The organism is Inquilinus ginsengisoli, assembly GCF_031453975.1.
In the GTDB taxonomy this organism is placed as follows: domain Bacteria; phylum Pseudomonadota; class Alphaproteobacteria; order DSM-16000; family Inquilinaceae; genus Inquilinus; species Inquilinus ginsengisoli_A.
The window spans coordinates 166,858-191,103 of record NZ_JAVDPW010000013.1; the positions used below are offsets into that span (position 1 = coordinate 166,858).

The following is a 24,246-nucleotide window of genomic DNA, read 5'->3' on the forward strand; positions in this document are numbered from 1 at the left end:
TCGGACATGGCCTCAGATGGGGTCGGGCAAGTGGGGGACGGAGGGGGGATCGGAATAGGGGTCGGCGATGCCGAAGCGGGCGAGCAGCGCGGTCTCGATCCGCTCCATCGCCTCGGCCTCGGCATCGGTCAGGTGGTCATGGCCCAGCAGGTGCAGGATGCCGTGCACCACCAGGTGCCTGGTGTGGTCGACAGCAGCTTTGCCATCCCGCGCGGCCTCGGCCAGCACCGTCTCATAGGCCAGGATGACGTCGCCCAGCATCAGCGGCGCGCCGGGAAAGTCAGGCTCGTCGGCCTCGGTCAGGGCGAAGGACAGCACGTTGGTCGGCGCGTCCTTGCCGCGATACTCGCGGTTCAGCCGCTGCACCGTCGCGTCGTCGGCGAACACGATCGACAGCTCGGCCGGCCGGCCGGACTCTATCGGCCCGTCCGGCAGGGCGCCGGCCGCGATCGCCGCTTCGACCAGCGGCTCGAGCGCTTCCGCGAGGGCGTCCTCGTCGGCGAAATCGGGGCCGAGCGTCGCCCAGCCCGGCGCGTCGATGCTGACGGCGATGTCGATCACGGCTGCGGCTTCCGGGCGCGGTCCGCCGCCTCATAGGCGCGCACGATGCGGGCCACCAGCGGATGGCGCACCACGTCGCGGTCGGTGAAGCGGACCACGCGGATGCCCTCGGTCCCGTCCAGGATCTCCAGCGCGTCGACCAGGCCGGACTTGTCGCCGGGCTTGAGGTCGATCTGGCTGGTGTCGCCGGTGATCACCATGCGGCTGGCCTCGCCCATGCGGGTCAGGGCCATGCGCATCTGCATCACCGTGGTGTTCTGCGCCTCGTCCAGGATGACGAAGGAATGGGCCAGGGTGCGGCCGCGCATGAAGGCCAGCGGCGCGATCTCGATCGTCCCGGTCTCGATGTGCTTGGCCACCTGCTCGGCCGGCAGCAGGTCGTACAGGGCGTCGTAGAGCGGGCGGAGATAGGGGTCGACCTTCTCCTTCAGGTCGCCGGGCAGGAAGCCCAGCCGCTCGCCGGCCTCGACCGCGGGCCGCGACAGCACGATGCGGTCGACCCGGCCGGCGATCAGCAGCGACACCGCCTGGGCCACGGCGAGATAGGTTTTGCCGGTGCCGGCCGGGCCGACGCCGAACACCATCTCGCTCTCGCCCAGCGCGGCGATATACTCCGCCTGGGTCGGCGAGCGCGGGCCGATCCGCTTACGCCGGGTGACGATGGCGCCGTCGGCCTGCGGCAGCCCGCGCGGCGCGCCGTCGGGCAAGGGCGGCGCGTCGCGCACCATCCGAATCACGCCGTCGATGTCGGCGCCGCTGGCGCCCTGGCCCTGGGCCAGGCGCTGCCACAGCGTCTCCAGCACCAGCCGGGCCTGCTCGACCGGCTCGGTCGCGCCCTTGATGGTGACGGTGTTGCCGCGCGAGGCCAGCGAGACGCCGAGCTGGTGCTCGATGCGCAGCAGATGGGTGTCGTGCTCGCCATACAGCAGCGGCAGCAGCCGGTTGTCGTCGAAGCTGACATCGACGCGGTGGGGCGCGGGCTTGGACTTGGGTGAGACCATCGTGCCGGACTCGCGCGCGGTCATGCCGCTTCCTCCGACACGAGATGGGGCGCCACCAGATCGGGCGCGACCAGATCGGCGGTGCCGGTCAGGCTCAATTGCTTGGCGTCGATGATGCGGACCGGCTGGATGGTGCCCAGCAGATGCGCCGGCGCCTGGAGATGGACCGACTGCATCCACGGGCTGCGGCCCTGCAGCTGGCCGGGCCGGCGGCCGGGGCGGTCCAGCAGCACCGGGATGACCCGGCCGACCATGCCCTGGTTGAACGCGCCCTGCTGCGCCCACAGCAGCTGCTGCAGCGCCTGCAGCCGGTCGTCCTTCGCCGCCTCGGGCAGCTGGTCGTCCAGCGCCGCCGCCGGGGTGCCGGGCCGGGCGCTGTACTTGAAGCTGTAGGCCTGGGCGAAGCCGATCTCGGTGACCAGCTTCAGCGTGTCGGCGAAGTCGCGGTCGGTCTCGCCGGGGAAGCCGACGATGAAGTCCGACGACAGCGCCAGGTCCGGCCGCGCCGCGCGCAGCCGGTCGATCACGCGGCGGTAGGTGTCGCCGTCATGCTTGCGGTTCATCGCCGCCAGGATGCGGTCCGACCCGCTCTGCACCGGCAGGTGCAGGAACGGCATCAGCTGCGGCACGTCGCGATGGGCGGCGATCAGGTCGTCATCCATGTCGCGCGGGTGGCTGGTGGTGTAGCGGATGCGCTCCAGCCCATCGATCTCGGCCAGGGCGCGGATCAGCCGGGCCAGGCCCCAGACCGACCCGTCCGGCCCCTCGCCGTGGAAGGCGTTGACGTTCTGGCCCAAGAGCGTGATCTCGCGGGCGCCGGTGGCGGTCAGCCGCCGCGCCTCGGCCAGGATGCCGGCGGCGTCGCGCGAATACTCGGCGCCGCGGGTGTAGGGCACGACGCAGAAGGTGCAGAACTTGTCGCAGCCCTCCTGCACCGACAGGAAGGCCGACGCGCCCTGGGTTCCGGCCTCGCCGGGCAGGTGGTCGAACTTGCTCTCGACCGGGAAGTCGGTGTTGACCAGCGGCCGGCCGGCCTGGCGGTGGGCGCGGGCCACCATCTCCGGCAGCTGGTGGTAGGTCTGCGGCCCGAACACCAGGTCGACCCAGGGGGCGCGGCGCGCGATCTCCTCGCCCTCGGCCTGGGCGACGCAGCCGGCCACGGCGACGATCATCGGCTCATCCTCAGCCTTCGCCGCCCCAGCCTTTGCCTCCTTCAGCGGGCGCAGCCGGCCGAGGTCGGAGAACACCTTCTCCGTCGCCTTTTCCCTGATGTGGCAGGTGTTGAGGATAACCATGTCGGCCCCCTCGGCACTGTCCGTGAGGGCATAGCCGAGCGGCGCCAGGATGTCCGCCATACGACCGCTGTCGTAGACGTTCATCTGGCAGCCCCAGGTCTTGATGAAAAGCTTCTTGCTGGCCGCAGTGCTCACGCGCGCTTGTCCAATCTCTCCATGGATCGGGCCGGGTCCCTGCCGCACAGGCGGCCGGGCGATGCGATCCACATCTCCATCGGGTTGCGATGATAGATCACGGCGACCTGTTCGGAAATCAAGCGCTTGCTCACGCGGCGTGGCGCTGGTCGGGCAGGTTCGCGGCCGCCGGCTCCGGCAGCCGGCCGGCATTGGCGGCGGACACGCCGACCGCGATGGTGCGCCAGCAATGGTCCGCCAGCGATTTGCGCGAGCGGAAATCCTCCAGCGTCACCGGCGGGTGGAAGATCACGGTGATGGTCAAATGGCCCTGCTTCACCACGTTCCACAGATGCGGCAGCAGGTCCATGTCGCCGTACCAGGCGTAGATCGGCCGCAGCCGCCGGCCCAGCGGGATGCCGTCCAGCGCGGTGCAGGCGATCGACACCGGCTGGACCGTCAGCGGCCGGTCGTCGATGCGCATGCCGGCGGCGGCGAACAGCGCGCTCTTGAACGGCAGGGTGCGGTTGCCGTCGCTCGAGGTGCCCTCGGGGAACAGCACCAGGTTGTCCCCGGCCTCAAGCCGCGACTGCAGGCTGTCGCGCTGGGCGTCGGCGGTGCCGCGCTTGCTGCGGTCGACGAAGACGGTGCGCTGCAGCCGCGCCAGGGCGCCGAAGAACGGCCAGGTGTTGACCTCGGTCTTGGCCACGAAGCTGCCGGCGATCACCGACCCCAGCACCTCGATGTCGAGATAGGACAGGTGGTTGGACACGAACAGGGTCGGCGCCGCGGCCGAGGGGGTGCCGCGGATCTCGACGCCCAGGCCCAGGATGCGGCAGCACACGCGATGGTAGAAGGCGGGCAGGCTGGTCTGCAGCCGCCAGCCGAAGCGCACGGCCAGGGCCTGCACCGGCATCAGCGCCACGGTCCAGGGCAGATAGAGGCCGAGGCGGAAGACCGCCCGGAGCTTCGACCCGAGACGCGATCCCGCCATCGCGCCGGTCAGTCCTTCCGGAAGGCCAGGATCGGCCGCTGCTCGCGCTTCAGCTCGTAGTGCTTGAAGTACTTCTCGGTCACCAGGTCGGTCTTGACGATGATGGCCACGTCGGTGGTGCCGAACTGCTGGTCGATCACCGCGCCGTCGCCGACATGGCCGCCGAGGCGGAGATAGCCCTTGATCAGCGGCGGCAGGGCGGCGATCGCCTCGCGCTGGTCGATCTGCTCCAGCGGCAGCAGCCGCATGTCGGTGTAGCGCTCGGGCAGGGCCTTGGGCCGCAGCGCCGGCGGGGCCAGATGATAGTGGTAGAGATAGGACAGCGGCAGCTTCAGCGCGTCGGCGTCGATCCCGGGCAGGCTGGCGCAGCCGAACATGATCTCGATGTCGTGGTGGAACAGATAGGCGGCGATGCCGCGCCACAGCAGCTGCATGGTGCCGCCGGAGCGGTAGGGGCCGGCGACGCAGGACCGCCCCAGCTCCAGGATCGCGCCGGGATGGGCCTCGACCTTGGCGATGTCGTATTCGCTGGCGGAATAGAAGGCGCCGATCCTGGCCGCGCCGTCGCGCTGGATCAGCCGGTAGGTGCCGACCACGGCCTGCGGGCCCTTGCCGCGCGCATGGTCGATGACGAGAAGGTGATGGGCGACGTCGTCATAGGCGTCGAAGTCGCGCCGGTCGGCGGCCATGGCGGGCGAAGGCTGGGCGGCCATCTCCTCATAGAAGACGGCGTAGCGCAGCGCCTGGGCCGCTCGAATCTCCTCCTCCGTCTCGGCAAGCCTGACCTCGAGGTTGCCTGCGCGCAGACTGAACCCGTGGTCGTCGACGAAGGTTGTTACTGCCATGCTGCCGTCCGTCCGCTCTTATTCCCCTCGGGCCGCCATGGCGCTTCTGGTGTCACCACATGGGCCACTGACCCGATTATAAAGCAGAACGGTTACAAATGTGCGCTGATTTCGCGGCCGGACGGTGATGCGTGCGGCGCCCCGGCAGAAACCGGGACGATCCCGGGAAGGGGAGTCGTCCCGGCGAACCGGATCAATCCTTGCGGGCGCGGGTGCCCAGGCCGATCTGCTTGGCCAGCCGGCTGCGCTGCTTGGCGTAGTTCGGCGCGACCATCGGATAATCGGACGGCAGGCCCCAGCGGTCGCGGTACTCGTCCGGGGTCATGTTGTAGGCGGTCTTCAGATGCCGCTTGAGCATCTTCAGCTGCTTGCCGTCCTCGAGACAGATGATGTAGTCGGGCGTGACCGACTTCTTGATCGGAACCGCCGGCTGCGGCTTCTCCGCGACCGGGACGGGCTCAGTGCCGAGGCCGTTCAGCGCGCGATAGACTTGCTCGATGACGCTCGGCAGGTCCGAGATCGCAACGGTATTGTTTCCTACGTGTGCCGCGACGATTTGAGTCGTGAGGTTCATCAAATCGTTAGTCGGCGTTTCATTGCTCATGTTCATACTCCCGCGGCACGATTCTTGGGTATATAAGTCGTCCACTATTGGACTGCAATACGAATCGCCCCGAAATCCGAGAAAGCGTCATGAGCAATGATCTCCGCATCCGGGTTCTTGATGTAACCGCGGAAGTCTGCCCGTTCACTTTCGTCAAGACCAAGCTGTTGCTGGAAGATATGAAGCCCGGTGAAGTGGCGGAAATACGGCTGAACGCTGGCGAACCACTGGTCAATGTTCCACGGTCGGCGGCCGAAGCCGGGCATCGCGTGCTGTCGGTGGAGCCCGAGGATGCCGGCCGCGCGCGTTGGCTGGTGCGGATCGAGCGGGGCCCGGGGGCCTGATCTGACGCCTTTGCGGCGTCTTTTATCTGATTCATCCTGTAGTTGACTTTTATTTCACAGGCTGTCACGTCGGAGTCCCTTGCCATGAAGGATCCCGCGATGCGACTCCACGACCCGATCCCGGCCGGCCCGGTTCTGCGCCGGCCCCGCCCCCTGGCGCTGCCCACCCTGGCGCTGGTCCTCGGCGCCCTCGCCTGCGGCCCGGCCGCCCGGGCGCAGGACGCGCTGCCGGACGGCACCACCCCGGCCACCGACCTGTCGCAGATCCCGGCCACCGCCAAGGCGCGCAAGGACACCGTGGTCGGCGCGATCAGCGCGCCGCAGGGCGTGTTCAACCCCTACTTCTTCACCAATGGCTGGGACGAGAACGTCACCGAGGTGATCTTCGGCCGGCTGGTCAACTACGACAGCCAGGGCAAGCTGATCCCGGAGCAGGCGGAATCCTGGACCGTCAGCCCGGACAACCTGGTCTACACCATCAAGCTGCGCCCCGGCCTGACCTACAGCGACGGGTCGCCGGTGACCGCCGAGGACGTCGCCTTCACCCTGACCGTGGCCTATGACCCGACGCTGGAGAGCGAGTTCGACATCACCCCGGCGGCCATCGCCGGCGGGCCCGAATACAAGACGGGCAAAGCCGACAGCATCTCCGGCCTCAAGGTGATCGACGCCCAGACCATCCAGGTCACCACCACCAGCCCCGGCGCCAAGACGCTGTACCTGATCGGCGGGCCGGTGCTGTCCAAGGCGCATTACGGCAAGGGCTTCGCCCGCGGCCAGCTGGACGGCATCCGCGCCCTGGGCGGCGATCCGTTGGGTGCCGGTTCCTATGTCTTCGACAAATACCTGCCGGGCCAGGAGGTGCGGTTCCACGCCAACCCGAACTACTTCCGCGGCAAGCCGGAGGTGGAGCACTTCATCTACCGGATCACCCAGGACACCACCAAGCTGCAGCTGTTCCAGACCGGCGAGACCGACTATGACGGCTTCTCGGTCAGCCAGGACAACATCGACACGCTGCAGAGCCTGGGCTTCGCCGACATCAACCTGTACGGCTCCAGCGACTACAGCATGATCGAGTTCAACCCGAAGGACCCCCTGCTGCGGGACCCCCGGGTGCGGCATGCGCTGACCTACGGGCTGGACCGGCAGACGCTGGTGACGGTGGTCTACCAGGGCTACGGCCAGGTCGCGACCCAGCCGATCGCGCCGATCTCCTGGGCCTACGACCCCGACGGCATCGAACCCTTCGCCTTCGACCCGGCCAAGGCCGCGGCGCTGCTCGACGAGGCCGGCTGGAAGCCCGGGCCGGACGGCATCCGGGCCAAGGACGGCCAGCGGCTGTCGCTGACCCTGCTGGCGACCAAGTCGCTGATCAACGACGCGCTGATCCCGATCGCCAAGGAGAATTACAAGGCGATCGGCGTCGACCTGGTGCCCGAGGTGTCGGACTTCAGCGCGCTGCTGGCCAAGCGCAAGGCCGGCAACTACGACCTCGCCACCTTCCGCACCTCGGGCCTCAGCGACCCGCATGACGGGGTGGAGGACTTCCTCCCGACCGGTGAGGTCGGCCGGCTCGGCTACCACAATGACGAGGTCGAGCGGCTGATCCTGGAGGGCAACGCCACGCTGGACCCGGAGAAGCGCAAGCCGATCTACCACAAGCTGTACCAGGCGCTGGCCGAGGACCCGCCGGTGATCTACCTGGCCTACCGCAAGATCCTGTCCGCCGCGGACGGCCGGGTCAGCGGCTTCAAGCCCGACATCTACAACGGCATCATCGCCAGCCTGCCGAACCTGAAGATCGTGCATTAGGGCGCGGGGGATGGCTGGGCTTTCCCAACCTCGTCATTGCGACCCCGGCCTTGAGCCGGGGGAAGCAATCCATCGGGCAGCTCAAGCGGCGCCATGGATTGCTTCGTCGGCTTCGCCTCCTCGCAACGGTTGGGGGGCGGTGGGCAGGCGACACGCGCACCGGGCCGCCGCGCGATGAGGAACTTCGTCATCCGCCGCGTGCTGCTGATGGTGCCGATGCTGCTGGGGGCGTCGGCGCTGATCTTCTTCGTCTTCGCCCTGACCCCCGGCGACTTCATCGACGGCAACATCACCCTGACGCCGGAGCGGGCGGCGGAGCTGAAGGCGCTGTACGGGCTCGACCGGCCGGTGTTCGACCGCTACCTCGACTGGCTCGGCCACCTGCTGACCGGCGACCTCGGCTATTCCATGCAGTACCGGATCCCGGTGGCGACGCTGCTGAACCAGTATGTCTGGAATTCCTTCCTACTGGCCGGGACGGCGCTGCTGCTGTACTGGGCGTTGTCGCTGCTGGCCGGCATCACCGCCGCGGTCAGGCCCTATTCCTGGTACGACCGGCTGGTGACCCTGGCGATCTTCGGCGCCATGTCCTTCCCGGTGTTCTTCCTGTGCCTGCTGCTGATCAAATGGTTCGCGGTCGACCTGCGCTGGCTGCCGGTCGGCGGCATGACCAGCACCGGCAGCGAGACCACCGGCTGGGCCTGGGTGGCGGAGGTCGCGGCGCATATGGTGCTGCCGGTGCTGGTGCTGACCGCGCTGCAGGCCGGCAGCCTGACCCGCTACATCCGCGCCAGCATGCTGGAGGCGCTGTCGATGGACTTCGTCCGCACCGCCCGGGCCAAGGGGCTGAAGGAGCGGACGGTGATCTTCAAGCACGCGCTGCGCAATGCGCTGCTGCCGGTGATCACGCTGCTGGGCTTCGAGCTGCCGGGCCTGTTCTCCGGCGCCATCGTCACCGAGAAGATCTTCAACTGGCCCGGCGCCGGGCACATCCAGATCGACACGCTGGCGGCGCGCGACTACCCCGTGCTGATGGGCTTCACCATGGCGCTGGCGGCGCTGACCATCCTGGGCAACCTCTTGGCCGACATCGCCTATGCCGCGGCCGACCCGCGCATCCGGCTGCGGCGGGGCTAGGGCCGTGGGCGTTGCCGCGCTGAACCCCTTCCGCCGCCGCCGGGCGCAGCAGGCCGATTTGCTGGCCCTGGCCGGCCGCCTCTCCACCGCCCGCTCGCCGCTGGGCGACGCGCTGTGGCGGCTGCGGCGCAACCCGGTCGCCATGGCGGCGCTGGCGGTGCTTGCGCTGATCGTCCTGGTCTGCGTCGCCGGCCCCTGGGTCAGCCGCTGGGACCTCAACACCACCGACGCGCTCAGCCCCAACCGGGCGCCCAGCCTCAAGCACTGGCTGGGCACCGACTTCCTGGGCCGCGACATCCTGGCCCGGCTGATGTCGGCCGGCCGCATCTCGCTGAGCGTGGGCCTGGCCTCGGTGCTGCTGTCGGTGGTGATCGGCTACCTCGCCGGCGCCGTGGCCGGCTATCTCGGCGGGCTGGCCGACGCCGTGATCATGCGCGCCGCCGACCTGGTGATGACGATCCCAACCCTGCCGCTCCTGATCATCCTCGGCGCCGTGCTGTCCGAGCTGAAGGTGCCGCCAGACCAGCGCATCTACCTGGTCATCGTCATGCTCAGCCTGCCGAACTGGGTCACCGTGGCGCGGCTGGTGCGGTCGCAGATCCTGTCGCTGCGCGAGCGCGACTTCATGGTGGCGACCGAGGTGCTGGGCCTGTCGCTGTACCGCCGGCTGTTCCACCACCTGCTGCCGAACACGGTGCCGATCCTGATCGTGGTCGCCACCGTCGGCGTCGCCAGCGCCATCCTGAACGAGGCCTATCTCAGCTATCTCGGCCTCGGCGTGGTGCCGCCGACCCCGTCCTGGGGCAACATGATGGACACCGCCAACAGCTTCGTCGACTTCCAGCGCCGGCCCTGGCTGTGGGTGCCGCCGGGCGTGGCGATCTTCCTGACCGTGGTCGCCATCAACATGCTGGGCGACGGGCTGCGCGACGCGCTCGACCCGAAGATGAAGCGGTAGTTTCACGTGAAACATCTTGTCGAGTTCCAGGACCTGTCCGTCCAGTTCCGCACCGAGGAGGGCGTGGCCCGGGCGGTCAGCCATGTCAGCTTCGGCATCGCCGAGGGCGAGACCGTCGGCGTGGTCGGCGAATCCGGCTGCGGCAAGAGCGTGACCGCGCTGTCGCTGATGGGGCTGCTGGCCCGCCCGGCCGGGCGCGTCGCCGGCGGCCGGATCCTGTATCGCGGCCAGGACCTGCTGACCCTGAAGCCCGAGGTGCTGCGGGCCCTGCGCGGCAACGAGATCGCGATGATCTTCCAGGAGCCGATGAGCTCGCTGAACCCGGTGCTGACCATCGGCGAGCAGATCGTCGAGCCGCTGATCGAGCATCGCAAGCTGAGCCCGAAGGCGGCCTGGGCCGAGGCGATCGCGCTGCTGGACCGGGTCGGCATCGCCCGGCCGGACAGGATCGTCGAGGGCTATCCGCACCAGCTGTCGGGCGGCATGCTGCAGCGGGCGATGATCGCCATCGCGCTCAGCTGCGGCCCGCGCCTGCTGATCGCCGACGAGCCGACCACCGCGCTCGACGTCACCATCCAGGCCCAGATCCTCGACCTGCTGGGCCGGCTGAAGCGCGACCAGGGCACGGCGCTGATGCTGATCACCCACGACCTCGGCATGGTGGCCGAACTGGCCGACCGGGTGGTGGTGATGTATGCCGGGCGGGTGGTCGAGACCGGGCCGGTGCGCGACATCCTGCGCCAGCCCAAGCATCCCTACACCCGCGGCCTCTTGGCCTCGCGCCCGGTGCCGGGCCGGCGGCTGAAGCGGCTGGTGTCGATCCCGGGCCAAGTGCCCAGCCCGGCGCGGCTGCCCGATCATTGCGCCTTCGCCGAGCGCTGCTTCGCCGCCGCCGAGGTGTGCCGCACCGGCATCCCGGCGCTGGAGCCGGCCGCGGCCCCGCACCGCGCCGCCTGCTTCCTCGCGCAGTCGGGGGCGATCTGATGGACACCGCCGCCCCTCTGCTCGAGGTCGAGGGCCTCAAGACCCATTTCCCGATCCGCGACGGGCTGTTCGGCCAGATCTCGGGCCAGGTCCGCGCGGTCGACGGGGTCAGCTTCCGCATCCGCCGCGGCACCAGCTTCGGCCTGGTCGGCGAATCCGGCAGCGGCAAGTCCACCCTCGGGCGCACCGTGCTGGGACTGTACGAACCCACCGCCGGCACCGTCCGCTTCAACGGCCGCGACATCCGGGCCGGCGGCCGCAAGGGGCTGGCGGCGCTGCGGCCGAAGATGCAGCTGGTGTTCCAGGACCCCTACGGCTCGCTCAACCCCCGGGTACGGGTCGGCGACGCGATCGGCGAGGCGCTGCTGGCCCATGGCCTGGTCCGCAAGGCCGAGCTGCGCGACGCGGTGCTGGAGGTGATGCGGATCTGCGGCCTGGCGCCCTACCAGTTCGCCCGCTACCCCCATGAATTCTCCGGCGGCCAGCGCCAGCGCATCGGCATCGCCCGGGCCCTGGCGCTGAAGCCGGAGCTGATCGTGGCCGACGAGCCGGTCTCGGCCCTCGACGTCTCGATCCAGGCGCAGATCATCAACCTGTTCTCCGACCTCAAGGAACAGCAGGGCGTCACCTTCCTGTTCATCTCGCACGACCTCGCGGTGGTCGAGCATCTCTGCGACGAGATCGCGGTGATGTATCTCGGCCTGATCGTCGAGACGGCGGGCCGCGACGCGCTGTTCGACCGGCCGCGCCACCCCTACACCCAGGCGCTGCTGTCGGCGATCCCGGTGGCCGACCCGGATGCGCGGCGCGACCGCATCGTGCTGCAGGGCGAACTGCCCAGCCCGGCCGCGCCGCCGGCCGGCTGCCGCTTCCACACCCGCTGCCCGCTGGCGATCGACCGCTGCCGGGCTGAGGTGCCGGTGCTGCGCACCCTGGCCGACGGCCACCAGGCCGCGTGTCACCTCGCCTAGGGATCGCCGGCGAAGACATGGGCCTCGCCCTGCACCGTGATCCGCACCCGGGCGCCGACCGCGGGCAGGCCGAGGCCGGGCCGGCGCAGCAGCAGCCGCTGCGCGCCTGCGGGGCCGTCCGGCAGCCGCACGGTGACGGTGCAGACCGACCCGGCGAAATCGATCTCGGCGACCTCGCCCCGCGTGCCGGGGGCGCCGTCACGCGCATCCGCCAGCGCCAGCTGTTCGGGCCGCAGCATGATCTGCGCCGGGCCGTGGCGGCGGTCGTCGACCGCGATGCGGCCGAGGGCGCAGTCGGCCCAGCCCTCCGCCAGCTGCGCCGGCAGGATGATGGCATCGCCCAGGAACTCGGCGATCATCGAATCCCGCGGCCGCAGGTACAGCTCGCGCGGCGTGCCGGCCTGCAGCAGCCGCCCGCTGCGCATCACCGCCACCTGGTCGGCGAAGGACAGCGCCTCGGCCTGGTCGTGGGTGACCAGAATGGTGGTGATGCCGGCCGCCTCCAGCAGCGCGGTCACCGCCTTGCGGGTGCTGGCGCGCAGGCCGGTGTCGAGCGCCGAGAACGGCTCGTCCAGCAGCATCAGCCGCGGGCTGCGGGCCAGGGCGCGGGCCAGCGCCACCCGCTGCTGCTGCCCGCCCGACAGCTGGTCCGGCCGGCGCCGCAGCATGGCCGGGTCCAGCTCCACCATCGCCATCAGCTCGGCGATGCGGTCGGCCCGGTGCGGCGCCCGGCGGGGCAGGCCGAAGCCGATGTTGTCGGCGATGCTGAGATGCGGGAACAGGGCGCCGTCCTGCGCCACCAGCCCGATGCCGCGGAGATGGGCGGGCGTCGCCGCCGGGCCGTCGGCCACCAGCGCGCCGTCGAGGGTGACGCGGCCGGCATCGGGCGCCTCGAAGCCGGCGATGATCCGCAGCAGCGTCGACTTGCCGGAGCCGGAGGGGCCGAGGATGGCGGTGCGGCTGCCGACGGGCACGGCGAGGTCGACGCCGTCCAGCGCCGCCACCGCGCCGTAGCGCCGGGTGATGCCGCGCAGGTCCAGGAAGGTCATCGTCCCGCGGTCCGTTTGGATTGGGCGTGCAGCAGCCAGGTCAGGGGCAGGGAGATCAGGATCATGATCAAGGCATAGGGCGCCGCGGCGGCATAGTCGATCTCGCCGCTGTAGGACCAGAAGGCGGTGGCCAGGGTGCGGGTGCCGTTCGGGGCCAGCATCTGGGTCGCGGTCAGCTCGTTGGTGATGCCCAGCGCCACCAGCGCCATGCCGGCGGCGGCGCCGGGTGCTGCCAGCCGGATGGTGACCGACCACAGCGCCCGGGCGGGCGACCGGCCCAGGCTGGCGGCGGCGTGCTCCAGCTCGACCGGCGCCTGGGCGATGCTGGCGCGCAGGCCGATCAGCGCCCGCGGCAGGAACAACAGGACATAGGCCAGCAGCACGGTCGCCACCGTCTGGTACAGCGGCAGCGCCACCCGCACGGTGATGGTGACCAGGGCCAGCGCCACCACCACGCCGGGCAGCGACCCGACGGTGTAGTTGCAGGCCTCCAGCACCCGCTGCAGCCGCCCGGGGGCGCGGATCGACAGCCAGGCCATCGGGATGGCGGCGACGGTGGTGATGACGCCGCCGGCCACGGCGAAGACCAGGGTCTGGCCCAGCGCCGGGCCGATCTCGTCCAGCTTCCAGATCGCGGCGCCGCCGGCCGCCAGCCACTGCCCCAGGGTGACGAAGGGCACGCCCAGCGCCAGCAGCGTCGTCGCCAGCGGCAGCAGCAGGCAGGGCAGGGTGGCGCGGCCCAGCCGGGTGCGCCGCGGCAGGCGGGCGGCGCCGGACCCAATGCGGGCATAGCGGGCCCGGCCGCGCAGCACGGCGTCCAGCCACAAGAGGCCGAGGCAGCTGAGCACCAGCACCCCGGCCAGCATGTTGGCGGCAGGGCCGTTGAAGGTCGACTGGAACTGGTCGACGATCGCGGTGGTGAAGGTGTCGAAGCGGATCATCACGAACAGGCCGTATTCGGCCAGCAGGTGCAGCCCGACCAGCAGCGCCCCGCCGCACAGCGCCAGCCGCAGCTGCGGCAGCACCACCCGCAGGAACACCCGGGGCGGCGCATCGCCGAGGGATGCGGCCGCATCCTCCAGCCCGGGATCGAGCCGTCGCAGCGTCGCCGCGATCGGCAGGTACATCAGCGGGAAATAGGCGATCACCGAGACCAGCACCCCGCCGGACAGGCCGTGCAGGCCGGGCACCAGGCTGATCCAGGCATAGCTGTGGACGAAGGCGGGCACCGCCAGCGGCGCCACCGCCAGCCCGGCCCAGATCCGGGCGCCGGGCAGGTCGCTGCGCTCGGTCAGCCAGGCCAGGGCCAGGGCCAGCAGGGCGCAGACCGGCACGGTCACGCCCACCAGCAGCACGGTGTTGACCAGCAGCTCGCCGACCCGCGGGCGGAACACCAGGGCGGAGGCCGTCGCCCATCCGGTCTGGAGGGTGACCCAGACGACGAAGCCCAGCGGCAGCAGGGCGGCGAGCGAAACCACCAGGGCCGCGCCCGCCATTCCCGGGACCAAGGGCCGGCGGCCCGCCGCGAAAGCGGGCCCGCCGGGCCGCAGCCCGACCGACGCCTGGGTCATGCCCGCCCCACGGGGCTCATGCCCGCCCCGCAGGCCGGCCGGACCGCGGGGGCATTACAGCAGGCCGGCCTGGGTCATCAGGTCGGTAACCGCCTTGCTGTTCAGGCCCGACGGCTCGACCTTCGGCGCCTGCAGGTCGGCCAGCGGCACCAGCTTGGGGTTCGACTCCGCGCCGGTGCCGACGGCGTATTCGAAGGAATCGCCGGTCTTCAGCACGTCCTGGCCGCCTTTGCCGGTGATCCATTTCAGGAAGGCCTGGGCCTGCTGCTGGTGCTTGCTCGACGCCAGCACGCCGCCGCCGGAGATGCTGACGAAGGCGCCGGGATCCTGGTTGCGGAAATAGTGCAACCCGACGTTCTTGCTGTTCTCGCCGGTCTTCGCCTGGTCGCCAAACCAGTAGTAGTGGTAGATCACCGCGCCTTCGACCTGGCCGGCATTGACCGCCTTCATCGCCGTGCTGTTGCCCTTGAAGGGCAGGAAGTTCTCCTTCATCGCCTTCAGCCAGGCGGCGGTCGCCGCCTCGCCCTTCAGGGCCAGCAGCGCGCTGACGATGGCCTGGAAGTCGGCGCCGGAGGGGGAGGCGCCCCAGCGGCCCTTCCAGGCGGGGTCGGCGATGTCGAGCAGCGACTTCGGCAGCTTGTCGGCGCTCAGCTTGGTCTTGTCATAGGCGAAGACGGTGCTGCGGGCGGCGATGCCGATCCAGCGGCCATGCGCCGGACGGTAGCTGTCGGGCACCTGCGCCAGGGTGTCCTGGCCCAGCGGCGCGAACAGCCCGGCGTTGTCGACCAGCACCATCGACGGCGAATTCTCGGTCAGGAACACATCGGCGGGGGAGGCCGCGCCCTCCTGCACCAGCTGGTTGCCCAACTCGGTGTCGCTGCCGTTGCGCAGCGTCACCTTGATGCCGGTGTCGCGGGTGAAGCCCTCGGCCCAGGCCTTGGTCAGGCTCTCATGCTGGGCGTTGTAGACGGTGATGCCGGCGTCCTGCGCCATCGCCGGGGCGCTCAGCAGAGCGGCGGGGGCGGCCACCAGGGCCGCGGCCAGGGTGGCGGCGCTCGCCAGGGCCGGGAACGGGAATCTCATCGGGGCCTCGCCTGCTCGTTGGCATGAATCGAAATGCGTCGCACCATGCCGAAAATGGGAATGCGTCGCAATCTCGCTTTCTGGATTGCCCGTGCCATCGCCGTGGCGCGCTGACGCAGGCTCAGCCGCAAAGAGGCCGAGCCGGGGCCGCCATCCACGGCCCCGCGTTACGGCCGTAGGCATTCCCGGGCGGTTCCGACACCGGGCCGTAGCCGGGCCTTTGCATCCTCGCCCCGGCGACGGCCACCCGGTCGCGCCCGACCTTGCCCGAGCGGCCGCCACGCGGTCGCGTCTGACCTTTCGAGGAGATCCCACGTGACGCTGCCGAACCGTGCACCCGCCCCCCGGCCCCAGGACATAGCGGCCGGCGGCGAATGGCTCGAATGGATGCCGGGCGAACGCTTCGCCCTGCGGGTTCCGTCCGCCGCGACGCAGGGGCGTTACACCATGCTGGAGGTCACCGCGGTGCCGCGCTGCGGCCCGCCGCTGCACATCCACCGCAACGAGGACGAGCATTTCATCATCCTCGAGGGCACGGTGCGCTTCGTCCGCGGCGACCGGGTGTTCGACGCCTCGGCCGGGACCACGGTCACGGTGCCGAAGGGCGTGCGGCACACCTGGAGCGTCGTCTCCGACGGCACCGTGCGGATGCTGCTGGTGTTCACGCCGGGCGGCTTCGACGACTGTTTCCTGGAGCTGGTCGGATCGGCGAAGGACCAGGCCGAGGGCATCCTGGCCCGCCATGGCTGCACCGTCGTCGGCCCCGCGATCTGCGAGTAGGGCGCCCGCCGCGGCGCCCCTCGATCCGCCGAACTCCTGACAAGATCCGGCGTCACCATGGACTTTTGCTGCACAAGTCTATGTTGATCGGATGGAAACAATGCGGAGTGCGGTCGTGAATCGCCGTCGCGGGTTCGTTCGGGTCCTGTTCGTGGTTGTCGCATTCGGCGCATCGGCGCCGCTGATCGCCGCGTGCCAGCCCCAGGGCTACGGGGATGGCTGGTACGACGGCGACTACCGCCAGGACCGCTACTACAATGGCGGCTATTACGGCAACGCCGGCTATTACGATAACGACCGTTACGACAACAACCGGTACAGCGACTACCGGCGCTATCACCGCGATCGCAACCGGAACGACGATGACAATCGCCGCTCGCGCCACAGAGATGACGACGGAAACCGGCGGAACAACGACAATGGCCGGAACCATTCCCAGGGCAACGACAACCGTTCCCAGGGCAACGACAATCGTTCCCAGGGCAACAACAACCGTTCCAATCCGCCGCCTGGCTCCGGGTATCGGAACCAGAGCAACCCCGGATTCGAGAGCAAAGTCGGAAATCCGCGCCGGTATGTTCCGCCGCCGCTCAGCAACTGACATCGGCGGCACCGCGAAGCCGGGCAACTGATCCGACGAGTCTTTGGAGGGGGGCTGGCGCACTCGACAGGATTCGAACCTGTGACCTCCGCCTCCGGAGGGCGGCGCTCTATCCAGCTGAGCTACGAGTGCAGGCCGTGACTCGGGGCCCGAAGGCCCGAAGCGGCGCGGACCATACTGCAAAGACGCGGCGATGCAAAGCCTGGATTCTGCCGCTGGAGTCTGCGGTGGATCTGGCGGCCGGGACACCGGCCCTTCGGCCGGCTGACGGCCGCCCCCGCCGCTGCTAGGGTGCGCGACGAATCGGTTCCTGGAGCGATTGAGATGAAAGCCCGCATCACCTGGGTCGAAGGCCGCACCTTCGTCGGCGAATCCGGCAGCGGCCATGCCGTCGTGATGGACGGCGCACCGGAAAGCGGCGGGCGCAACCTTGGCATCCGGCCGATGGAGATGCTGCTGATCGGCCTCGGCGGCTGCTCCGCCTTCGACGTGGTGATGATCCTGGAGAAGGGGCGCGAGCCGGTGACGGATTGCCGGGTCGAGGTCGACGCCGACCGTGCCGAGACCGACCCCAAGATCTTCACCCGCATCCGCATGCGCTACGTCGTCACCGGTCGCGGCCTCGACCGTGCCAAGGTCGAGCGCGCGGTCCAGCTGTCGAAGGAGAAATACTGCTCCGCCTCGATCATGCTGGGTGCGATGGCGGAGATCACCGCCGAGATCGAGGTTGTGGAAGCCGCCTGAGGCCGCTCAGCCCGCTGCCTTCACCGCCGCCAGCCCGGCGGCGATCGCCGCCACATCCTGCGGCCCGGCGCCGCCCGCCTTGAGGCAGGCGTCCAGCTGCATCTCCAGCGCCGCCGCCGCGTCCGACAGGGCGGTGAAGCCCATGGTGCCGCCGGTGCCGTGCAGGCGGTGCGCGATCATGCGCAGGGCCGCCAGGGCCTGACCGTCGTCGGCCTGCAGGGCGGCCAGCAGCGCGTCGGCCTCGGCCAGCTTCGCCGGCAGCTCCGCCTTGAACTTCTGCCGCAGCCGGTCGAGCTGCGCGCGTAGGGCGTCCTGGTCCATCGTTCCCGCCCTCAGCCGCCGCGGCGGGCCCAGAGGGCGCGGATCTCGTCCGACAGCGTCATCGGGTCGAACGGCTTGGAGATGACGTCGAGCGCGCCGAGGGCGCGGTAGCGCGCCACCTCCTGCGGCTGCACCTTGGCGGTCATGAACACCGCCGGCGTCGCCGCCGTTTCCGGCCGCGCCCGCAGCGCCGCCAGCGTCTCCGGCCCGTCCATGCCCGGCATCATCACGTCGAGCAGCAGCAGCTGCGGCGCGAATGCCGCCGCCTGGGCCAGCGCCTCCTCGCCCGAGGCGCAGGCGGCCAGCACGAAGCCGCCGACCGCCTCGAGCGCGAAGCTGGCGACCGAGCGGATGTCGGCATCGTCCTCGACATAGAGGATGCGGGTCAGGGCCTCATCGGCCATGGTGGGGATCCTCGTGCTTGTCCTGGATCAGCCCGTTGATCAGGGCGGTGATGGTCTGGTGCAACTGCCGGTTGTCGGTGCGGCTCTTGACCAGCGAGGCCGAGACCGCGCTGGCGTAGGCGGCGCTGGAATCCTGGGCCGAGAAGATCAGCACCGGCTCCCGCGGGGTGCGGGCGTTGATCGTCTCCAGCAGGTCGAGGCCGGAGCCGTCGGGCAGCCCGACATCGATGATGACAAGGTCGAAGCGCTGCTCGGCCAGCTTCTGCCGGCCTTCGCGCAGCGACCGCGCCGGGATGATCTCGGCCTCGTCGCGCACGATGGCGCTGACCACCTCGATGACGTCGTCGTCGTCCTCGACATGCAGGATGCGGGCGCGGCCGCTGCGGCTGCGCAGCCCGGCCTGGCGCAGCGCCGCGCGCAGCCGCAGCTGCTCGATCGGCTTGTCCAGCCAGTCGACGATGTTGACCGCGTCGCCGTTCAGCTCGCGCTTGCCGTCCTGGGCGGTGGCCGAGACGACGACGATCGGCAGCGCCGCGGTGGCGGCGTCGGCGCGCAGCTGGCGGATCAGGGTGATGCCGTCCATGCCGGGCAGCAGCAGGTCGACCGTCATCGCGTCGTACTGGCCGGTCCGCGCCTTCTCCAGCGCGGTCTCGGCGTCGCGGGCGATGTCGACCCGCCAGCCATCCTGTTCGATCATCAGCCCCAGCAGCATCGCCACGTCGGGGTCGTCCTCGCACACCAGGACGCGGCGGCGCGCGTCGCCGGCGGTGGTCGGGGTCTCCTGCGCTTCGGCCAGCAGCGGCAGGGTGAACCAGAAGCGGGTGCCGCCGCCCTCCGCCGGCTCGAAGCCGATGCGGCCGCCATGCCGCTCGACGATCGCCTTGGCGATCGACAGGCCCAGCCCGGTGCCGCCCTTGCGCCTGATATCGCTGGCGTCGGCCTGGGCGAAGCGCTGGAAGATGCGGTTGCGGAAGGCCTCCGGGATGCCGGCGCCGCGGTCGCGCACGCTGACCTGGACCTGCGACCCGGCGGTCTCGACCGCCACCTCCACCGCCGTGCCGGCGGGGGAGAACTTGGCCGCGTTCGACAGCAGGTTGGTCAGCACCTGGATCAGCCGGTCGGCATCGCCCAGCACCGGCAGCGTCTCGTCCGACCGCGCCGTGATCCGGTACTCGACCTCGTGCTGGGCCGCGTAGGCCTGGTTCGCCTCCACCGCCTGCTCGACCAGGCTGCCCGCCTCCAGCCGGTCGTGGCGGAACTCCATTCGCCCGGATTCGATCTTCTCGATGTCGAGGATGTCGTTGACCAGACCGACCAGCCGCTCGCTGTTCTTGTGGGCGATCTCCAGCAGGGCCTTGGCCTTGTCCGGCAGCGGCCCCGCCGCCCCTGCCACGATCAGCCCCAGCGAGCCGCGGATCGAGGTCAGCGGCGTGCGCAGCTCGTGGCTCACCGTCGACACGAATTCGTTCTTCAGCTGGTCCAGCCGGTGCCGCTCGGTCCTGTCACGCAGGATGCAGACCGACATCTCGCGCCCGTCGCGCTCGAACACCCCGGTCGAGATCTCGGCCGGGAAGCCGCTGCCGTCGCGCCGCGTCACCTGCACCTCGCCGGCCGGATGGGCGCCGCCGATGAGGGCCGGCACCAGCTCCGAGATGTCGGTGCCGACCAGGCTGCGGCTGCTGGCGCCGAAGGCCTCGCCGCAGGCCCGGTTGGCCAACTCGACCACGCCGTGGCGGTCGACCACCAGGATCGGGTCGCGGGCGCTGTCCAGCACCGCCTGCATCTGCGCCTGGCTTTCGGCCAGCGCCCGGGCGGCGTCGTCGCTCTCGCGCTTCGCCCGCTCCAGCTCGCGGTAGCGCCGCTGGTCGGTGCGCACCTGGCGCGACATGGCCCACACCGCCAGCAGGCCGCAGGCCGCCGCCAGCGCCGAGATGCCGGCCAGCAGCCAGATGATCCGCTGCAGCGTCGCCGCGGTGGCGGCCCGGCGTTCGGCCAGCAGCGTCCGCTCGGTGGCGGCCGCCTCCTCGATGGTGGCGCGGAAGGCCGGCCCCTGGTCGGCGGCGCTCCTGACGATGTCGCGGGCGCCGTCGACATCGCCGCGCCGAACCGCGGCGATGATCCGGTCGTTGGTGACCAGGATCTGTTCGGTGGTCGTCGCCGCGTCGTCGAAGCGCCGGACCTGGGCCGGGTTGTCGGCGACCATGCTGCGCAGGTCCAGCAGCGTGTCCGTCGCCACCCGGGCGGCGTCCTCGGCCACCGACGCCTCCTGCGGGCTGCCGGTCACCACGAAGCTGCGGCTGTACAGCTGGGCCCGCGACAGCTGGATGCGGGCGGTGGCGATGGTGGCGATGACCCGGCTGGTGTGGTCGACCCGCTCCTGCGTCCGGGCGTTGTCGGCCAGGAACTGCTGGCCCAGCCAGCCGGCCGCGCCGAAGAACAGCAGGAAGCCGAGGATCGCGATCAGCACGATCGAGCGAACCGAGCCCAGAAGCCTCTCCATCCCCAGCGGTCCCCCGATCTGTCCCCCGACGCCGCCGGCCGGGTGCCTCGGTGATAATCCAAAACCATGCGCGCTGTCGCCGGTGGCGGCGGAGGTAAAATTAATTCACATAAAATGCAATCAATATGCCGTTGCCGCAGGCGACAGGAAAGCGGGCGCGCGTGCTAGGCTGGCCTCCCGGTTGGAGGCGATGCGATGGGCGGCACGGCGGAACTGAAGGCGCGGATCGACCAGGCGTTGGGCCATGCGCCGGCGGATCTGGTGATCAAGGGCGCGCGCACCCTGGACGTGGTCACGGGCGCGCTGCTGGACGGCGACGTCGCGATCTGCGGCGACCGCATCGTCGGCACCTGCGACGACTATTCCGGCGCGGTCGAGATCGACGGCCGCGGCCGCATCGTGGTGCCCGGCTTCATCGACACCCATGTCCACTGCGAATCGACCCTGGTGACGCCGGCCGAATTCGACCGCTGCGTGCTGCCGCGCGGCACCACCACCGCGATCTGCGACCCGCACGAGATCTGCAACGTGCTGGGCGAGGCGGGGCTGACCTATTTCCTCGACGGCGCGCTGGGCACGGCGATGGACCTGCGGGTCCAGCTGTCCTCCTGCGTCCCGGCGACGGAGCTGGAGACGGCGGGCGCCCGGCTGGACGCCGCCGCGCTGATCCGCCACCGCGGCCACCCCAAGGTGATCGGCCTGGCCGAGTTCATGAACTTCCCCGGCGTGCTGGCCAAGGACGAGGGCGTGCTGGAGAAGCTGGCCGCCTTCCAGGACGGCCATATCGACGGCCATTCGCCGCTGCTGACCGGCAAGCCGCTGAACGCCTACCTCGCCTGCGGCATCCGCAACTGCCACGAGACCACCGGTGTCGAGGAGGCGATGGAAAAGCTGCGCAAGGGCATGCAGATCCTGATCCGCGACGGGTCGGTCAGCAAGGACGTCAACGCCCTGGCACCGATCATCTCGGCCGAGACCTCGCCCTTCCTCGGCCTGTGCACCGACGACCGCAACCCGCTCGACATCGCCGAAGAAGGCCATCTCGACCACCTGATCCGCGCCGCCATCCGCCGCGGCGCGCCGGTCGCCCATGTCTACCGCGCCGCCACCTGGTCGGCCGCCCAGGGCTTTGGCCTGCGCGACCGAGGCATCGTGGCGCCCGGGCGCCGGGCCGACCTGGTGCTGCTCGACGACCTCGAGGATTGCGCGGTGTCCCAGGTGATCAGCGCCGGCCGCATCGTCGGGCCCGACATCTTCGCCGGCCGCGCCGCGCCGGCCCCGGTCGGCCTCGGCTCGGTCCAGCTCGACCCTGTCATGATCGAGGATTTTCGGGCCCCGACCAGCGGCCCGACCGGCCCGGTGATCGGGCTGATCCCGGGCAAGATCATCACCGACGCGCTGGTCGCGACCCTGCCCTGGCGCGACGGCTGCCGCCTGCCGGACCCGGACCAGGACATCCTCAAGATCTGCGTTTTCGCCCGGCACGGGGTGAACCGCAACATCGGCCGCGCCTTCGTGAAGGGCTTCGGCTTCCGCGGCGGCGCCCTGGCCTCATCGGTCGGGCATGACAGCCACAACATCTGCGTGGTCGGCGACAACGACGCCGACATGGCGGTGGCGGTGAACCGGCTGATCGCGCTGCAGGGCGGCTTCGTCGCCGTGGTCAACGGCCAGGTCGTGGGCGAGATCGCGCTGCCGATCGCCGGGCTGATGAGCCTGAAGCCGTTCGAGGCGGTGGCGCAGGACCTGGTGGCGCTGCGCCGGGCGGTGCGGGCGATGGGCTGCCCGCTGCCCGAACCCTTCATCCAGCTGGCCTTCCTGCCGCTGCCGGTGATCCCCCACCTCAAGATCACCGACCGTGGCCTGGTGGATGTGGACAGGTTCGAGCTGATCGAAGCGTAGAGACCGTCTGTAAACGCTACTGGCGCGGCCGTCTGACGGCAGTTTCTCCGCTTCCGGTGCTCACGCACCAAACGTGCGCTGCGCTCCGGTTCTCGAAACCACCGCCAGCCGACTCACGCCAGCGCATTTCCAAACGGTCTCTCGAGCCGCGCCTAATCGTGGTGCAGCGCCAGCCACACGGTCGGCTGGTCGGGGTCGGTCCAGGCCACGCGGTGGCGGGCATGGGCGGGGATCGCGACCCAGTCGCCGGGGCGCAGCACCCGCGGCTCCGGCTCGCCCTCGAATTGCAGCCCGGCCGAACCGCGCAGCAGCGCGACCCATTCCGCCCGCTCCTGGTCGTACCAATGATCCGGCGGGCTGGCCTGGCCGGTCGACACGATGCGCTCCAGCACGAAGCCGGCCGCCTGCAGCAGGGGGATGAACTGCTCCTCGGCCGCATCCCGCGGCAGCCCGTCGAACAGGTTGCCGGCCGGCCCGGTCATAGCTTCAGCCGGGTCGCGGCCGCGGCATAGCCGCCGGCGGCGCCGTCGACGAAATGGACATGGTCGCTGCGCAGCGCCGACGGGGTGTAGCAGGTGACGATCGCCGAATCCTGGCGGTGCAGGCCGAAGCGGGCGATGCCGGCCTGCTCCGCCGCCAGCAGCCGCGCCTCCAGCCGGTCCGCCAGCGCCGGGGTGCAGTCCAGCGTCATGCGCAGCCCGTCGTCGTATTTGCGGAAATCGGCATTGGCCACCAGCTCGCGCAGATAGCGCTCGGGCTGGAAGCCGCCGATGCGGATGCCGAAGCGCATGATCGCCCAGGAGGCGAGGGTCTGCAGCCCCAGCACCGCCTTGCGGCGCAGCACCGATTGGGCGCCGCGCGAGGTCCGGGCCTCGACGTCCAAGCCGGCGGGCGGCCAGCTCATGGCGCGCTTGAGGTCCGAGATCGGGTGCTGCGCCTCGCTCTCGCGCCCGGTCATGCGCAGGATGTCGCCGACCAGCTCCTGGAACGCGGCCTCGCTCTCGGCCACCACGGGGGTGGCGATCAGCGACAGCACCAGGCCGTGGCGGGCCGGGAACTCCTCCCACCGGCAGGACAGGCCGGACAGGTCGGGGCGGGTGCCGGGGGGCGCCGGCTCGACCGCATGGGCGCCGGCCTTCAGCTCGCCCTCGGCCCAGGCCAGGCCGCCGCCCATGAACATGGCGTAGCTGACATGGGGCGAGGGGGCGTAGCGGGCCACCCGCACGTCCCAGCCCGCGGCGCGGATCGCCGCCACCGGCACCAGCGCCACGCGCAGCGCCAGGGCCAGGTCGTCGCGCACCCAGGCCGCGGTGGCCGCCAGGGCGGCGCGCGCCGTCTCGGCATCCTCGGGCGGCAGGGCGAAGCTGGCGCCGTCGCCGCCGAAGGTGAAGGGGAAGTCACGCTGCCCCAGCGCGTTCGACACGGCGGCGATCAGCGCGGCGCCGGCGACGTTCACATTCTTGTACTGCCCGGCCCGGATCGCCGCGGTGGAGGCGACGACGTCGGACAGGCCGAGCACCCAGTCCTCCGGCAGCGGCCGGTACAGCGCCGGGTCGGTCAGCCGGGCGAAGCCCTCGAACACCGGGATCTGGGCATAGAAATCGTCGAGTCCGTCGGCCATGGCGGCATTCTCGCTGATCCCAGGCGGATCGCAAAGGCGCGTCCACC

At 70.5% G+C, this 24,246-nt stretch carries 24 protein-coding genes and 1 tRNA gene; 10 read left to right on the plus strand and 15 right to left on the minus strand.

The window, feature by feature from the left end:
* Nucleotides 1-12: 12 nt before the first annotated feature.
* From ybeY to E9232_RS31205, 6 genes are all read right to left on the minus strand, one after another.
* On the minus strand, nt 13-561 hold the full coding sequence (gene ybeY, locus E9232_RS31180) for an rRNA maturation RNase YbeY (protein ID WP_374710679.1): 549 nt from the start codon (nt 559-561) through the stop codon (nt 13-15).
* Nucleotides 558-1,562: a PhoH family protein gene (locus tag E9232_RS31185; protein WP_510184262.1), complete on the minus strand. Its 1,005-nt coding sequence runs from the start codon at nt 1,560-1,562 to the stop codon at nt 558-560. The genes ybeY and E9232_RS31185 overlap by 4 nt, the downstream gene beginning before the upstream one ends.
* A gap of 20 nt (nt 1,563-1,582) precedes the next feature.
* Nucleotides 1,583-2,941 carry a tRNA (N6-isopentenyl adenosine(37)-C2)-methylthiotransferase MiaB gene (gene miaB, locus E9232_RS31190; protein ID WP_309801002.1) on the minus strand — a complete coding sequence of 453 codons (1,359 nt, stop codon included), beginning with the start codon at nt 2,939-2,941 and terminating at the stop codon, nt 1,583-1,585.
* 181 nt (nt 2,942-3,122) lie between these two features.
* A complete protein-coding gene (locus E9232_RS31195; protein WP_309800943.1) occupies nt 3,123-3,965 on the minus strand; it encodes a lysophospholipid acyltransferase family protein in 843 nt (280 codons plus the stop codon).
* A gap of 8 nt (nt 3,966-3,973) precedes the next feature.
* The gene (locus E9232_RS31200) at nt 3,974-4,810 is read right to left on the minus strand and encodes a GNAT family N-acetyltransferase (protein ID WP_309800944.1); all 837 of its coding nucleotides are present in this window, start codon (nt 4,808-4,810) and stop codon (nt 3,974-3,976) included.
* Nucleotides 4,811-5,003: 193 nt separating this feature from the next.
* Entirely contained in the window at nt 5,004-5,414 is a 411-nt protein-coding gene (locus E9232_RS31205; protein WP_309800945.1) for a Ros/MucR family transcriptional regulator, read from the minus strand.
* Nucleotides 5,415-5,503: 89 nt separating this feature from the next.
* Here E9232_RS31205 and E9232_RS31210 point away from each other — a divergent pair, with 89 nt between their 5' ends.
* The 6 genes from E9232_RS31210 to E9232_RS31235 all read left to right on the plus strand — a co-directional run bounded on the left by E9232_RS31210 (nt 5,504) and on the right by E9232_RS31235 (nt 11,623).
* Entirely contained in the window at nt 5,504-5,758 is a 255-nt protein-coding gene (locus tag E9232_RS31210; RefSeq protein ID WP_309800947.1) for a sulfurtransferase TusA family protein, read from the plus strand.
* 99 nt (nt 5,759-5,857) lie between these two features.
* Nucleotides 5,858-7,573, plus strand: a complete 1,716-nt coding sequence (locus E9232_RS31215) for an ABC transporter substrate-binding protein (protein WP_309800949.1) — start codon at nt 5,858-5,860, stop codon at nt 7,571-7,573.
* Between the two features lie 174 nt (nt 7,574-7,747).
* On the plus strand, nt 7,748-8,710 hold the full coding sequence (locus tag E9232_RS31220) for an ABC transporter permease (protein ID WP_309800951.1): 963 nt from the start codon (nt 7,748-7,750) through the stop codon (nt 8,708-8,710).
* A gap of 4 nt (nt 8,711-8,714) precedes the next feature.
* The gene (locus tag E9232_RS31225; RefSeq protein ID WP_309800953.1) at nt 8,715-9,668 is read left to right on the plus strand and encodes an ABC transporter permease; all 954 of its coding nucleotides are present in this window, start codon (nt 8,715-8,717) and stop codon (nt 9,666-9,668) included.
* A 6-nt stretch (nt 9,669-9,674) separates the two neighbouring features.
* Nucleotides 9,675-10,652 (plus strand): ABC transporter ATP-binding protein, encoded by a 978-nt coding sequence (locus E9232_RS31230; RefSeq protein ID WP_309800954.1) that lies wholly within the window; start codon nt 9,675-9,677, stop codon nt 10,650-10,652.
* A complete protein-coding gene (locus E9232_RS31235) occupies nt 10,652-11,623 on the plus strand; it encodes an ABC transporter ATP-binding protein (RefSeq protein WP_309800956.1) in 972 nt (323 codons plus the stop codon). The genes E9232_RS31230 and E9232_RS31235 overlap by 1 nt, the downstream gene beginning before the upstream one ends.
* Here E9232_RS31235 and E9232_RS31240 read toward each other — a convergent pair.
* Genes E9232_RS31240 through E9232_RS31250 form a run of 3 tightly spaced genes read right to left on the minus strand, consistent with a single transcriptional unit; the run spans nt 11,620 to nt 15,326 of the window.
* A complete protein-coding gene (locus E9232_RS31240; RefSeq protein WP_309800958.1) occupies nt 11,620-12,672 on the minus strand; it encodes an ABC transporter ATP-binding protein in 1,053 nt (350 codons plus the stop codon). The genes E9232_RS31235 and E9232_RS31240 overlap by 4 nt on opposite strands.
* A complete protein-coding gene (locus tag E9232_RS31245) occupies nt 12,669-14,243 on the minus strand; it encodes an ABC transporter permease (protein WP_309800960.1) in 1,575 nt (524 codons plus the stop codon). The genes E9232_RS31240 and E9232_RS31245 overlap by 4 nt, the downstream gene beginning before the upstream one ends.
* Before the next feature lie 54 nt (nt 14,244-14,297).
* Complete coding sequence (locus E9232_RS31250; protein ID WP_309800962.1) at nt 14,298-15,326, minus strand: iron ABC transporter substrate-binding protein; 1,029 nt, start codon at nt 15,324-15,326, stop codon at nt 14,298-14,300.
* 315 nt (nt 15,327-15,641) lie between these two features.
* On the opposite strand from E9232_RS31250, the gene E9232_RS31255 reads away from it, so the two are divergent.
* Both E9232_RS31255 and E9232_RS31260 read left to right on the plus strand, forming a co-directional pair.
* Nucleotides 15,642-16,106, plus strand: a complete 465-nt coding sequence (locus E9232_RS31255) for a cupin domain-containing protein (protein WP_309800964.1) — start codon at nt 15,642-15,644, stop codon at nt 16,104-16,106.
* A 115-nt stretch (nt 16,107-16,221) separates the two neighbouring features.
* On the plus strand, nt 16,222-16,707 hold the full coding sequence (locus tag E9232_RS31260; protein WP_309800966.1) for a hypothetical protein: 486 nt from the start codon (nt 16,222-16,224) through the stop codon (nt 16,705-16,707).
* A gap of 55 nt (nt 16,708-16,762) precedes the next feature.
* On the opposite strand, the gene E9232_RS31265 is transcribed toward E9232_RS31260, so the two are convergent.
* Nucleotides 16,763-16,839: transfer RNA gene (locus E9232_RS31265), tRNA-Arg, on the minus strand.
* A gap of 192 nt (nt 16,840-17,031) precedes the next feature.
* Between E9232_RS31265 and E9232_RS31270 the strand changes: the two genes are divergently transcribed.
* The gene (locus E9232_RS31270; protein ID WP_309800968.1) at nt 17,032-17,451 is read left to right on the plus strand and encodes an OsmC family protein; all 420 of its coding nucleotides are present in this window, start codon (nt 17,032-17,034) and stop codon (nt 17,449-17,451) included.
* 6 nt (nt 17,452-17,457) lie between these two features.
* Here the strand turns inward: E9232_RS31270 and E9232_RS31275 are convergent, their stop codons facing one another.
* The 3 genes from E9232_RS31275 to E9232_RS31285 are packed head-to-tail and all read right to left on the minus strand — an operon-like array spanning nt 17,458 to nt 20,676.
* Nucleotides 17,458-17,772 (minus strand): Hpt domain-containing protein, encoded by a 315-nt coding sequence (locus E9232_RS31275; protein ID WP_309800970.1) that lies wholly within the window; start codon nt 17,770-17,772, stop codon nt 17,458-17,460.
* Between the two features lie 11 nt (nt 17,773-17,783).
* On the minus strand, nt 17,784-18,176 hold the full coding sequence (locus E9232_RS31280; protein ID WP_309800971.1) for a response regulator: 393 nt from the start codon (nt 18,174-18,176) through the stop codon (nt 17,784-17,786).
* Nucleotides 18,166-20,676 carry a response regulator gene (locus tag E9232_RS31285; RefSeq protein ID WP_309800973.1) on the minus strand — a complete coding sequence of 837 codons (2,511 nt, stop codon included), beginning with the start codon at nt 20,674-20,676 and terminating at the stop codon, nt 18,166-18,168. The genes E9232_RS31280 and E9232_RS31285 overlap by 11 nt, the downstream gene beginning before the upstream one ends.
* A gap of 195 nt (nt 20,677-20,871) precedes the next feature.
* Between E9232_RS31285 and ade the strand changes: the two genes are divergently transcribed.
* Complete coding sequence (ade, locus tag E9232_RS31290; protein WP_309800975.1) at nt 20,872-22,578, plus strand: adenine deaminase; 1,707 nt, start codon at nt 20,872-20,874, stop codon at nt 22,576-22,578.
* A gap of 152 nt (nt 22,579-22,730) precedes the next feature.
* Here the strand turns inward: ade and E9232_RS31295 are convergent, their stop codons facing one another.
* Both E9232_RS31295 and E9232_RS31300 read right to left on the minus strand, forming a co-directional pair.
* Nucleotides 22,731-23,060 carry a cupin domain-containing protein gene (locus tag E9232_RS31295; protein WP_309800977.1) on the minus strand — a complete coding sequence of 110 codons (330 nt, stop codon included), beginning with the start codon at nt 23,058-23,060 and terminating at the stop codon, nt 22,731-22,733.
* Nucleotides 23,057-24,199, minus strand: a complete 1,143-nt coding sequence (locus E9232_RS31300; RefSeq protein WP_309800979.1) for a DUF3095 domain-containing protein — start codon at nt 24,197-24,199, stop codon at nt 23,057-23,059. Before E9232_RS31300 ends, E9232_RS31295 begins: the two co-directional genes overlap by 4 nt.
* Between the last annotated feature and the right edge of the window lie 47 nt (nt 24,200-24,246).